The organism is Shouchella clausii, from assembly GCF_002250115.1.
Classification (GTDB): domain Bacteria; phylum Bacillota; class Bacilli; order Bacillales; family Bacillaceae_D; genus Shouchella; species Shouchella clausii.
The window spans coordinates 2,001,854-2,014,647 of the sequence record NZ_CP019985.1 but is presented as its reverse complement, the minus strand read 5'-3'; the positions used below and the strand labels follow the sequence as shown (position 1 = coordinate 2,014,647).

General features: G+C 44.8%; 11 protein-coding genes and 3 CRISPR repeat arrays (1 of these 14 cut by a window edge). Of the genes, 2 read left to right on the top strand and 9 right to left on the bottom strand.

Annotation, left to right across the window (positions count from 1 at the left end):
* Window positions 1-283 precede the first annotated feature (283 nt).
* Window positions 284-1,192, top strand: a complete 909-nt coding sequence (gene folE2 / locus BC8716_RS09660) for a GTP cyclohydrolase FolE2 (protein WP_094425206.1) — start codon at window positions 284-286, stop codon at window positions 1,190-1,192.
* A gap of 110 nt (window positions 1,193-1,302) precedes the next feature.
* Here the strand turns inward: folE2 and BC8716_RS09655 are convergent, their stop codons facing one another.
* From BC8716_RS09655 to BC8716_RS09625, 7 genes are all read right to left on the bottom strand, one after another.
* The gene (locus tag BC8716_RS09655) at window positions 1,303-1,659 is read right to left on the bottom strand and encodes an MmcQ/YjbR family DNA-binding protein (protein WP_094425204.1); all 357 of its coding nucleotides are present in this window, start codon (window positions 1,657-1,659) and stop codon (window positions 1,303-1,305) included.
* A gap of 398 nt (window positions 1,660-2,057) precedes the next feature.
* Window positions 2,058-3,142: a CRISPR direct-repeat array (repeat unit 32 nt; unit sequence ATTTCAATCCACGCACTCACACAGAGTGCGAC).
* A gap of 434 nt (window positions 3,143-3,576) precedes the next feature.
* Window positions 3,577-4,446, bottom strand: a complete 870-nt coding sequence (locus tag BC8716_RS09650) for a class II fructose-bisphosphate aldolase (RefSeq protein WP_094425202.1) — start codon at window positions 4,444-4,446, stop codon at window positions 3,577-3,579.
* Window positions 4,447-5,505, bottom strand: a complete 1,059-nt coding sequence (locus tag BC8716_RS09645; protein WP_094425200.1) for a galactitol-1-phosphate 5-dehydrogenase — start codon at window positions 5,503-5,505, stop codon at window positions 4,447-4,449.
* 20 nt (window positions 5,506-5,525) lie between these two features.
* Window positions 5,526-6,872 carry a PTS galactitol transporter subunit IIC gene (locus BC8716_RS09640; protein ID WP_094425198.1) on the bottom strand — a complete coding sequence of 449 codons (1,347 nt, stop codon included), beginning with the start codon at window positions 6,870-6,872 and terminating at the stop codon, window positions 5,526-5,528.
* Window positions 6,873-6,897: 25 nt separating this feature from the next.
* The gene (gene gatB, locus BC8716_RS09635; RefSeq protein WP_094425196.1) at window positions 6,898-7,173 is read right to left on the bottom strand and encodes a PTS galactitol transporter subunit IIB; all 276 of its coding nucleotides are present in this window, start codon (window positions 7,171-7,173) and stop codon (window positions 6,898-6,900) included.
* Window positions 7,174-7,175: 2 nt separating this feature from the next.
* A complete protein-coding gene (locus BC8716_RS09630; RefSeq protein ID WP_157730390.1) occupies window positions 7,176-7,655 on the bottom strand; it encodes a PTS sugar transporter subunit IIA in 480 nt (159 codons plus the stop codon).
* Window positions 7,648-8,436, bottom strand: coding sequence for a DeoR/GlpR family DNA-binding transcription regulator (locus BC8716_RS09625; protein ID WP_094425192.1), 789 nt, complete (start codon window positions 8,434-8,436; stop codon window positions 7,648-7,650). The genes BC8716_RS09630 and BC8716_RS09625 overlap by 8 nt, the downstream gene beginning before the upstream one ends.
* Before the next feature lie 182 nt (window positions 8,437-8,618).
* Here BC8716_RS09625 and BC8716_RS09620 point away from each other — a divergent pair, with 182 nt between their 5' ends.
* A complete protein-coding gene (locus tag BC8716_RS09620) occupies window positions 8,619-9,563 on the top strand; it encodes a 1-phosphofructokinase family hexose kinase (protein ID WP_094425190.1) in 945 nt (314 codons plus the stop codon).
* Window positions 9,564-9,726: 163 nt separating this feature from the next.
* Here the strand turns inward: BC8716_RS09620 and BC8716_RS09615 are convergent, their stop codons facing one another.
* Both BC8716_RS09615 and BC8716_RS09610 read right to left on the bottom strand, forming a co-directional pair.
* Entirely contained in the window at window positions 9,727-10,200 is a 474-nt protein-coding gene (locus BC8716_RS09615; RefSeq protein WP_094425188.1) for a GNAT family N-acetyltransferase, read from the bottom strand.
* Window positions 10,201-10,520: 320 nt separating this feature from the next.
* A CRISPR array of direct repeats spans window positions 10,521-11,221; the repeat unit is 32 nt; unit sequence ATTTCAATCCACGCACTCACAAGGAGTGCGAC.
* Between the two features lie 31 nt (window positions 11,222-11,252).
* Window positions 11,253-12,376 (bottom strand): IS3 family transposase gene (locus BC8716_RS09610; protein WP_094423738.1). Its coding sequence is split into 2 segments (ribosomal slippage): window positions 11,253-12,088 and window positions 12,088-12,376, totalling 1,125 coding nucleotides; the frame shifts between segments, so codons are not numbered across the junction.
* Between the two features lie 116 nt (window positions 12,377-12,492).
* Window positions 12,493-12,794: direct repeats of the CRISPR family, unit length 32 nt; unit sequence ATTTCAATCCACGCACTCACAAGGAGTGCGAC (it continues 1,576 nt past the right edge of the window).

Below are 12,794 nucleotides of genomic sequence, written 5' to 3'. Positions count from 1 at the left end.
TTATCGTTTATCAATAAATTATTGTTGTTTTTCATACTTCTAGTCAATCAAGCCATTCACTTTCCTCTAAGAAATTGAGGCATTAGTAAGCCGCAAATATTTGTAGAATATGCAAATATGGGATTTCTGATCGTGGTGTGAGACATTTACCGATGTAACGAAGTCACACCTTCCTTCACCTACAAGTTGATTAGTTTACACTTGATTACATTGATCCATTGCTGTAAATTGAAATGTAAATAAGAATGATTTTGATTTATGTTTGATTTTTGGGGGAGAGTAAATGAAAAACAACTTAAGAAATTTAAACCTACCAGATAAAAAGGAAAGGCATCGACGTTTTGGCTCTGTTCCACCTACAATAGGCGTTAAACCATGCAATAAAGATGAAATGATAGACTTGCAAAATACTCCAGATGATTTCTTGTTTGATTTACAGAGTGTAGGAATTTGTAATGTTCAGCATCCAATTACACTTCAATCTTCACATTCACCAAAAATTCAAAACACAATCGGTACATTTAAGATGACTACCAGTTTGGATAGCAATGCTAAAGGCATTAATATGAGTCGATTAACGGAACAATTGGATCACTATTATCAGGAAGGGTGGACCGTCGATTTTCAAAATCTTTATACATTCACTAAAGAGCTTACAGAACGAATGGACCAGCTTACAGCCGAAGTTGAGGTCAGCTTCCCCTGGTTTTTTGAGAGGAACGCTCCTAAAAGTGATAAAACAGGATTAATGAAGGCAGTGGGTTCGATCAAAGTCCGTTATGATAACAAAAACGGCTTTTCACATGAAGCTCAATTATCGGTTGGCGTCACCACTTTGTGCCCTTGTTCCAAAGAAATTAGTGAATACAGCGCTCATAATCAGCGTGGTTTCGTGACCATGGCAATCGAATTATACGATCCTTTACATTGTGAAAAGGATTGGAAAGCAACTCTGTTGCACGCCGCAGAGTCAAATGCCAGCGCTATGATTCATCCCGTACTCAAACGACCAGACGAGAAATTTGTAACTGAAAAAGCCTACGAGAACCCTAGATTCGTGGAAGACATGGTTCGGTTAATTGCCGCCGATCTTTATGAGATGGACTTTGTGAAACGATTTACTGTAGAGTGCCGTAATGAGGAGTCGATTCATCTCCATGATGCCATCGCCAAAGTTTCTTATCAAAAATAACAATTTGGAATAAAAAAAGGAGACTGGAACATAACCAAGTAAACTAGAAAAAGAACGGTACCCGACGTTGATTTCGTGGGTCCGTTCTTTTTTTGTGTGGATATCACGATTTACTTGGTTAAACTAAAGCTTTGCTCAATTAAGTGATAAGCGTCTTCTTCTGAATCTACACGTTCCAAAACAATTGATATCCAATTTTCCTTATCCATATGGTATCCAGGTAAAATACTCTTTCCATTTCTCAAACTGCCACTTACTTCAGGATGACATTTTAAATTCAGAATATCTATTTCGTCATTTCCATCCAACCCTAATTTTTCTGGATGAACATTCATAACAAGGCCATACCATTTTCCATTCGCTTTATGTCTCAAAGCAGCATAGGTTGGAAATTTTTGAAATGGATAATCAGGCGATGTACGGAATTTTTCTTTGACGTGCTTAAAGATATCTTCCCTTGTTAACATGCTGACTACTCCCTCCAACAACTTAAATAGATTTTCGGCATTCACCGATCCAGACAAATGGTGAATATTTGGAATCACTGTGAAGATAGACATGTTTTACTAACTGCCAAAGCTATGAGCTGCTGTTCTATCATCACGACAAAGAACTTATTTTTCCAACACCGCTACAACTGTGCATTTCCTTTAGAAGCAGTGACGAGGGTGCAATCCATGCAGTCATGAAGAGTGCGACAAATCATGTTTCATGACACTACTCCTCCTTACTGATTTCAATCCACGCACTCACACAGAGTGCGACAATCAGGCATCAGGTGATAGAACGATTTTGCAGCAATTTCAATCCACGCACTACACAGAGTGCGACGTAGCGACCGAAATGGAGACACGGAGGAGTGAGCATTTCAATCCACGCACTCACACAGAGTGCGACAGAAAACGTTTGTGGAGCGTTATTGATTTCCTCATTTCAATCCACGCACTCACACAGAGTGCGACTGCTTGATACTGTACAAGGAGACGTAGGCATGCCATTTCAATCCACGCACTCACACAGAGTGCGACATGGAGCTGGCGCGTGAGACGGGCAAGACTTACATTTCAATCCACGCACTCACACAGAGTGCGACTAGAGTGTTCGGTTTTCGTAATTTTTGACTTTCTGATTTCAATCCACGCACTCACACAGAGTGCGACGCATATCTAAAAAGGCGATCCCGATAAATAACAATATTTCAATCCACGCACTCACACAGAGTGCGACTGTCTCACCGCATCCGATTCGTCCACTTTACCGTTATTTCAATCCACGCACTCACACAGAGTGCGACTGAGCGTGTGCACGATCTCCATGCCCGCGGTTAATTTCAATCCACGCACTCACACAGAGTGCGACTTTCGTGTTAAACGTCGCGCGGACGGTAACGTCATTTCAATCCACGCACTCACACAGAGTGCGACTACGTTTTAGCGCGAGTATGTCCGGCAGATCAATTAATTTCAATCCACGCACTCACACAGAGTGCGACGGGCGCGAGCACTGCTTGTCCGGGAATTGACATATTTCAATCCACGCACTCACACAGAGTGCGACGTGATGGTAGATAACACCTCAACGGATACTTGGTCATTTCAATCCACGCACTCACACAGAGTGCGACTTATCACTAGTTTGGCCCTTTGGCTTTGGTAGGATTTCAATCCACGCACTCACACAGAGTGCGACACAAGCGTCCCGTTTATTCCGAGGACGAGGCGCATTTCAATCCACGCACTCACACAGAGTGCGACGTTAAGTTCTTCCACACATTTCCGACACAACCTATTTCAATCCACGCACTCACACAGAGTGCGACGTGCGGCGGCGGGCGACTTATTTGCCGAGATACATTTCAATCCACGCACTCACACAGAGTGCGACCGAATCGTTCCGTTCGAATGTCTCGACCTTGTGGATTTCAATCCACGCACTCACACAGAGTGCGACAGCGAAATTCCCCTAATTGTTGGCAGCCAAACAATCAATAATAGGAAAAAGCCGCTCTTCTCCTATATAATACCATGGGACACGAACAACATTTTAACACTTTTTCACACATTAACCCACATTCAAGCTCTTTTTTGGTGCGGGTGATCTAGGGATTTTATGTGCGCTTGGGGTTCGCACTAAAGAATCACAGGTTCAAAATACTAAAATGAATAATTGTAAATGTTAATCTCCCTCGTCAATTGTGTCTGTCTCTACTACTGTCTATTTTACTATATTTGATAAGAAAACTCCTGTTGGCGTAAGGAAAGTTCCTTGCTTATACACCTATTCGATTGAGTTCTTCTCCCCCTTCCCAATTAATGAAAGAAACACCTCCGCTTGTTAGTACATAGCCTAACAAGCGAAGGTGAAGGACTCCGGGCTTACGCTTTTCACGCAAATGCTGGCACTACCGTGTTTTCACTGCCAACCATGCGGATTTTTGATTTTGCCATTTCTTTCGCTGCTTCTTTTGCTTTTTGCAAATACGCGCGTGGATCGAGGCTGTCTGGTTCGTTTGCGAAGTGGTCGCGAATTGCTTCGGAGTAGGCATTTTTTAGTTCTGTTGATACGTTGACTTTTGCCATTCCGAGGGCGACACAACGGCGCACGTCGTCTTCTGGCACGGCCGAGCCGCCGTGAAGGACGAGGGGAACGTCGACCATTTCGGCGATTTTGGCGATTCGCTCAAAGTCAATTTCGGGCTTGCCTTTGTAAATTCCATGGGCAGTGCCAATCGCAGGGGCAAGTGTCGGCACGCCTGTTTCCTCGACAAATTGGCGGCACTCTTCTGGAATCGCTTTTTGGGCGTCGGCTTCGTCTACGACGATGTCGTCTTCCACGCCGCCGACTTTGCCGAGCTCTGCTTCCACGTTGACGCCGAGGGACGAGGCGAGGGCTACTACCTCTTTCGTCCGAGCGACATTTTCTGCAAATGGATGCATGGAAGCATCGATCATCACAGATGTATAGCCAGCGCGGATCGCGTCTTTGATCACCTCAAAGTCTGTGCAGTGATCTAAGTGCAAACCTGTTGGTACTTGGTAATGTTCTGCTGCGGCCTTGGCTACTTCAGCAATGTTTTTTGCGCCGAGTGACTTGACCGTCCCGACTGTCGTTTGCAGGATTACCGGGGACTTCAATTCTGCTGCTGCTTCGAGCACCCAGAAAATGCTGTCAAATGAATGGACATTAAACGCGACAATCCCGTGTTTGTTGGCTTTTGCTTTCTTTAGCATCGGTGTCGTTGACTGTAATCCCATTTACTTGCCCACCTGCCCTTCGTTTTCTGCGATTTGATATAGTAGTTTAATCGAATGATTGTCTGGGTCTTTCATCGCTTGAAAGGGTTTGTCGCCATCTTCCAGTTTAAACACGTCATGGATCAGAGGCTTGACATCAATTTTTCCAGACGCGATGTAATCAATTGCAGCCTGCCATTCATAGCCTGGGAATGGGCCAGAATAGCTCATCCAGGAACCTGTGATTTCCAATTCTTCACGTAAAATTTTTTCAAACGTAGCTGCTGGAAACGTCACATCCCCTGACGCCGTTCCGACAAACACAATCTTGCCTTTTTTCTCCGCTAAAGCGACTGCTTGCTCTTGGGCGCTCGGCACGCCTGCTGTTTCGATAACAGCTCCGGGCTTGCCATGTTTGCTAGCGTATTGAACCGGGTCTACGTTTAGAGAGTTGACGGCGTCGTCTGCGCCGATTTTTTTGGCAAATGCCAGTTTTTCGTCGTTGATATCAATCGCTGTTACTTTCCCTGCCCCGCGTGCTTTTAAGGCGAGAATCGTCATAATGCCAATCGTTCCGGCTCCTAGAACATAGACGTGTTCGCCTGCAGGTAGCACAATTCGTTCAATTCCGTGGATCGCGACTGTTAATGGTTCGATTAGCGCCGCCTCCTCCAACGTTACCGTTTCCGGTAAAACGAGGAGATTTTCCGCTTTTACGACGACGTATTCGGCCATTGCGCCATTTTCCCGGGAACCAAGAAAACTGTATGAGCTACTTAAAGCTGGGCTGCCCTTTTGCATAAAGGCATCGTCTTTATTTGGCAAAAGGGGGGCGACAACCACACGGTCACCAACCGCTACTGAATCGACGCTTGCGCCGACAGCCTCTACCGTTCCAGAAAATTCATGTCCAAGAACAATCGGGTAATTGTGGACTTTGCCATCAAAGTACCGTGCCAAATCAGAGCCGCAAATGCCGCAATAAGCAACCTTGATTAATGCCTCATCCTCTTTAGGGACAGGTGTTTCAATGTCCTTTATAGTAAATGATTGATTCGCTTCGAGAACGAGCGCTTTCATGATCTCCACTCCTGACTCAATTAATTTTTATCTGTCTCTGCTGGGAGTAATTTGCCCCGTTTATGCTGAACAATCGTAAATACGACACAGAATCCATAAATCGCCGTCACGACAATAAGCGGAATTAGATTTTGCCATGTTGTTAGTTCGGTCATGATGAATTGAAGCGGGCTGCCGCCTTGGTCAAGGGATGCTACTTGCCCACCGGATATCGTTCCAGTGTTGAGTGCAAGCTGAGTGTGGACGCCGACCATCATGTTTGCAATCCAAATCGTCATTGTCATAATGAGCGTCCCTGAGATCAACGTTCTAAACAAGTTTCCGCCGTGGATGCCGACTGCAATTGAGATGAAAAAGCCAATTGTCGCTAAGTCACCGAATGGAAGAACTTCGTTTCCAGGAATAAGAATTGCGATCACAAGTGTAAGTGGGACAAAAATCAAGCTTGCCGCGACCACTTGTGAATTACCGAGCAAGAGCGCAGGATCTAGCCCAATATAATAGTCTTGCCCTGAGAAACGTTTATCGAGCATTTCCCTTGCGGCTTCGGCAATTGGCATTAATCCTTCCATAATAAACTTGACAACGGTAGGCATTAACAGCATTACCGCCGCCATTTGAATGCCCAATTGCAAAATGGCTGATACCTCGTAACCTGCCAAGGCACCGATGACTGTTCCGAGAATAGCACCAATAATCGCAGGTTCTCCGATTGGTCCAAGTCGGTTTTCAATCTTATCTGAGTTAATATTCACGTTTTTCAAACCAGGAATTTTCTCTATAATTGCGTCAGTGACAACAGCGATTGGCGCCATTATCGCCCCTGTGCCATGTGGAATCGAAATTCCTTCCAAGCCGTTGTATTTATGAATGATCGGCGCAAACCAATCTCCTAGCTTATAAGCAAATGCCGCATAGATGACAACGCCAAGAACGCCAAGCCAAAAGCTTCCTGATGCGGTGGACACAATCGCACCGGCAAATGCCATATGCCAAATATTCCAAATGTCAACGTTTACAACACGGGTCCATTTCAACAACAACATGACGACATTGACAAGAATGGCAACAGGAATGGCGACCGTTCCTATATTAGAAGCCCACGCCATCGGAGAAGCTCCTGGCCAACCAACATCGACAATTGATAAACCAAGATTAAACCGTTCCGCCATTTCCTGTGCGGCTGGCCCTAAGTTATCTGTCAGTAAGCTAATAACTAAAGTGATGCCTACAAATCCGACCCCAATCGTGATCCCTGATCTTAACGATTTCCCAATTCCTTGGCGCAACAACAGGCCAAGGACAAAGATCACAGCCGGAAGCATGACAGCAGGCCCTAAATCCAATATATATTGCAGCACATTCATGATGTCTCCCCCTATCAGTAATAGGTTATTTTAAAATATCCAAAATCTCTTGTTTCGTTTTATCAAGGCCAACACCTGAAATAAAAGGCAACCCATGGACCACAGGAACACCATAATCACGATCGACTTTTGCCGTGGAGATGATCAAATCAGCGCCTTGTGATTTTGAACCGAGTTCGCTGACACGACATTGGCTGACGTCCGCTTGGATATTGTTTTCTTTCAAAATCGCTTTCACTTTATTTGCAGCTACCGTAGACGTAGCAACAGCTCCACCACATGCGACTAATACTTTTTTCATCTTTATTCCCCCTCGAGTTGTTTAGTAATGGAAGCGTCCAATAGGGCTAACGCCTCGTTTTTTTCTTGCACAGAAGCCAACTTCTTCACAAAATGAGCATCTTGAATACGTTCCACAATTGTTTGCAGCGCTTTCAAATGAGCTGAACCATCGGCTAGGCCGAGCAACAACACAACTTTCACATCGACTTGATCGTTTTCCGCCCCCATTACACCAAACGAGACAGGCTCCTTTAGCGTCAGCAATCCGATTTTGCTTTCCAGTACATAACTGGCATCGGTATGAGGAATCGCCACACCAAACGGCTCAGTTGGTATCCCTGTCGCAAACGATTGTTCTCGCTCTTTTAAACCGTCAGCGTACGTCTCTTTCGCAAACTGCTTAGCTTGCATCGGCGCCGCTATTGTTTCTAACACCTCTTCAACCGTTTGGCATGTTTGGTTTAACAAAATCAAGTCTCGATCAAGTAAAGCATTACTCATCTCCCTCACCCCCTTCAGCTTCAACGACGATGACATTTCGTGCTTTCTCTTGTATCGCTTTCAACATCTCTGCATCGGCCTTGGAATCGGTAATGAGTGTGTCAACTTCTTCAATTGGAGCGACTTTGTTCATATGGATGGAGCCGAATTTTGAGTAATCAGCCATCATTACGCGTCTTTTCGAATGTTGCACCATAAGGCGCGATACTTCAGCTTCCCCCATATGGATGTTCGTATAGCCTACTTCCGGATGCAAAGCCCCAATGCCGAAAAAGCCGGTATCGACATACAAATTGGCAATTGTTTGGTTGGCAACTGGCCCATACAAGGAACGCTCATTTTTTCGGACGTTGCCGCCAATGATAATAATCGAGAAATTCGAGTGCTCCACAAGCTCATTAGCCAAAGAAAGCGAATTGGTTACAATCGTCAACCCCGTTTTTTTCATAATAAGCTCGCGAGCAAAATAAAGGGCGGTCGTCCCATAATCGATATAAATCGTATCGTTATCATAGACAAACTCAACTGCCTTTTTCGCAATCGCCCGCTTTTCCCACTCATTGACAATTTTTCTTGAGCTGTAGTTCGTCTCAAGATTTGCCTTGTTTAACACCGCTCCTCCGTGCACTTTGCGAATGAGCCCTTTCTCTTCTAGTTCGTATAAATCTTTGCGAATCGTTTCTCGCGTAACATCTAGTTTTGAGCTAAGTTCGGAAATTTTCACAGAATGATATTCATACAATTCCTTCATGATCAAATCTTGTCTTTCCTGCGGAAGCAAAGAATCATCCCCTTCCCCTATTACTGAAATCGCTTACCTTGGATTATAAGTGATAAAGCCAAGAAAAGCAAATATTATTTTTGCTTTATTTTGCATTAACCCAATAATAACTTTGCAAAACTTGGTATTTATTATATGATTAACTCAAAATGCAAACCAATGCAAATAGAGGTGTGTAATCAATGATTCATATTTTATGTGCCAATCCAGCCCTTGACCGAACCATTTACGTTCAAGCCTTTTATCCTAATGGCGTAACCCGTTCTAGAGCTTCCCATGAAGGCCTTGGCGGGAAAGGATTTAATGTTGCCCTTCCTTTCATTGTCGCAAATGAGCAAAAAACGATTCACATGCACACATTTTTCGGCGGGCCTGTAGGAGAACAATTAGCACAAATGATGAAAAAAGCCCAACTGGCAGGAGAAACAACATTCATAGAAGGCGATAACCGATACTGCACCATTCTCGTAAACGAATCAAAGCAAGAGGCAGCACTAATCAATGAACAAGGACCTTCCATCACAGAAAAAGAACAACAGCAGTTTTTGCAATCGCTATTTCGCTCACTAAAAGCAGGCGACCATCTCGTGCTTTCAGGGTCACTCCCAAAAGGGACCCCCCTCACTTTTTACCGGGACATCATTGCCCAAGCAGAAAGTCGCGGCGTCCAGACCATTCTCGATAGCAGCGGCGATGCATTAGCATACGGAGTAGAGGCAAAACCATGGCTAATAAAGATCAACGGAGAGGAATTTTTAGACTTAATGGGGGTAAAAGAGGAAGCCACAAACAGACAGCAGCAAATCGAAGAATGTTTAAAAAACAGCCCTTACCCTAACTGCATCGTCACATTAGGCGGCGAAGGAACAGTCGCCAAAATCAACGGAGACATTTGGCGTGTCACGCTCCCACCGATTAACGTAACTAACGCCACTGCCTCCGGGGATATTTTTCTCGGCACCTTTATGCGCGAGTGGAGAAAAACGAACGACGTAAAAGCCGCTCTATTAGCTGGCAGCTCCCTCTCATTGGCAAACTGCCTTCACTGGCTGCCAACAATTGATTTTTCAAAAGCCGAACAGTATCAGCAAAAGATTCACATCGAGCGGGTCGATTCAGCAGTCTAGTCGTGCATTTAATCATGATTTAGCAAAGCAATTCTTGAAAAAAGCAGACAGAGCCAGGAGGAGGACTCCTGGCTCTCGTTTTATGTGGACATTTTCTTCATATCTCAAGAGAAAGTGGTCGTTTGGCCTCGTGGAAATGGTAGAAGTAAATCATGACATTGCATTACATTAAATGTTTCTCAAACAAAACTCTGTCTTGATGTGGTCCATCATAGTCGGTGTTGACATAAACACCGTCAATCGTTTTATCGCCCTCTTCAATAGAAAATCCCATCTTCGTATGAAAGGCGATGGAAGTTTGATTGACAGGAGAAGTTACACAGCGAACAATATTTCGCCCGTTTTGCTGAACCACATGAAAAAATCGATTGTATAATAGGTTGCCAACACTTTGCTTTCTATAATCAGGGTGGACTCCAACGAAATGTATATAGGCTACTTTTTGATGAGATTGAGAAAAGAATCCGATTAGAAAGCCGACAAGTGTTCCATCCCTTTCAGCAACAAAACTTGTATTAGAAAAATGGTCGAAAAATAATTTCGGTAACTTATCCGACATCTTTCTTCCACCCCACCACTTATTAATTAGTGGGGAAATGACATAGTAGTCAGAGCCTTTCACTGTACGAATTTCCAATTTCGCTTCCTCCTGTAGCTAGTCATTTTTTCTATTAACACTAATCACAGCAATAAAAACGGTCGCTCCATTTTGGCAGGCATGGAAATTGTAAGATTCCAGAAAAAAGGACAGCTTTACCTCAAGATGGATGAGGAAACAGCGCATAGGGGCCTGCTCTCTAACCCAGGGGGCAAAGTCTCAAGGCATATTTCAATCCACGCACTCACATGGAGTGCGACCAGCACAATCTGTTTTGCTGCACTAGCTGTTATGTATTTCAATCCACGCACTCACGGAGTGCGACGGCGCTGTTGACTTGGTGTGCGGGCCATTTATTTATTTCAATCCACGCACTCACAAGGAGTGCGACTCTAGCTCCTCTCGTAAATGTGGTACACCTTTAGAATTTCAATCCACGCACTCACAAGGAGTGCGACCCAGTCTAGCTACTTGGACAGGCTTTTTGTATTGATTTCAATCCACGCACTCACAAGGAGTGCGACAGATATGTGTTGGAAAGAGCTTCATATTTGCAACATTTCAATCCACGCACTCACAAGGAGTGCGACGTCATTGTCCGCAGCTATATAGACGGACTCAATTGGCATTTCAATCCACGCACTCACAAGGAGTGCGACGAGATATGGTCCCGCTCCCGAAGTCAAGAAGATAAATTTCAATCCACGCACTCACAAGGAGTGCGACTCTAGCGTCATCTCCTTTTTCAAGCACCGCATCCTTATTTCAATCCACGCACTCACAAGGAGTGCGACCTATCGCCCAAGTGTTAACTAGTCCGGTAAGCTCAATTTCAATCCACGCACTCACAAGGAGTGCGACGTGTTCCGCATAATCTGTTCTTTCAGCGCGTTCGTATTTCAATCCACGCACTCACAAGGAGTGCGACATTACCATTCGCTGAGGCGTTCGATGGAACTCGCATTTCAATCCACGCACTCACAAGGAGTGCGACCATGGTTGTTCGTGCGCTTATTGCTTACACAAAAATTTCAATCCACGCACTCACAAGGAGTGCGACGTGGAATGTCAACACAAAACTGGACAAATTTTTAAAGGTGTAAGGCTTTGTAATCGACGGGTGATTGATAGTCGAGTGAACCATGGAGGCGTATATGGTTGAACCAATGAACATAATCAAATAAAGCAAGGTCAAGTTCGTGTTGGTTAGGGAAAACCCTTCTCGATACAAACTCAATTTTAATCGCTTTAAAGGTGGCTTCTGCGACGGCGTTGTCATACGGCGTGCCTTTGTTGCTGAGCGAACGGGCGATTCCAAAGGTCGCTAGTGTCTGGTCCATCTTCTGATTGATAAACTCTCTACCACGATCGGTATGAAACAGAGCGATCTTCTGTAAGGGATAGGGAATTTTAGCGATGGCTTGTCCCACGAGCTCCTTATTCTTGTTTGGACCAGAACTGTAACCGATGATTTCACGGTTGTATAGATCAATGATGATACAAATATAATGCCAGTTTGCACCGACCCGCACATACGTTAGGTCGCTGACGACTACGGTTAGCGCTTTTTCTTGTTGGAACTTCCGGTCAAGGGTATTCCCTATTTCCGATTCGTTGCACACGAATTTCGTTGGTTTAAATTGGGCCACCGTGTACGTGGATACAAGTCCTTGTGCCTTCATGATCCGGCCAATGCGGCGGCGTGAAACCGTCCACCCTTGTTTAGTAAGTTCTTTTTTGATTTTGCGCTGGCCATAGATGCCTCGGCTCTGACGAAAAAGGTCGCTGATCAATGCGGTCAGCTGTTCTTCCTCTTCTTCGTGATCCCGTTGCTTGGCTTCATAATAAAACGTGCTACGGGGGATGTTCAAAATCGCACACATGGCAGCCACTGGGTAGATCCCGCGATTTTGACGGATCACGTCTATTTTCGTCCCATGATCAGCGCCGCTTGCTTTAAAATATCATTTTCCATAGCGAGCTTCTGGTTTTCTTTTCGTAGGCGGATCAGCTCTTCTTGTTCAGGCGTACGATTTTCTTTCTCGGTGAATGCGCCACTTGTTTGGTATTGACGAACCCATTTATCAAAAGCAGATGGCGTCAGTTCATATTCACGGATGATTTCCGCTCTCGGCTTTCCGGACGCATACAGTTGCACAAGCTGTTTCTTAAATTCGGCTGTGAACCTTCTTCGTGGACGTTTGGCTTCAGTCATGATATCCCGATCCCTTCATTGGATGATTCCATCTAGTCTAGTAGACCTTAGAGCATTTGTCCAACTAAGTGTAACCTATCCAACGAAAATTTCGGCCGGTTCCGTAAGGCTACTAAAATTTCAATCCACGCACTCACAAGGAGTGCGACAGAGCCTTTTGATTTTCGTACTGAGCGCGAGTTGAATTTCAATCCACGCACTCACAAGGAGTGCGACATGAAACCCCCCTGAAGGCGTTGAAACGACCAGAATTTCAATCCACGCACTCACAAGGAGTGCGACCGTTTCTGTCTGTGACACTGTTGCTAGTCTTTTGTATTTCAATCCACGCACTCACAAGGAGTGCGACTGAGGGGCAGCTAAAGACAAGGGGTAAGGTAGAATTTCAATCCACGCACTCACAAGGAGTGCGACGAGC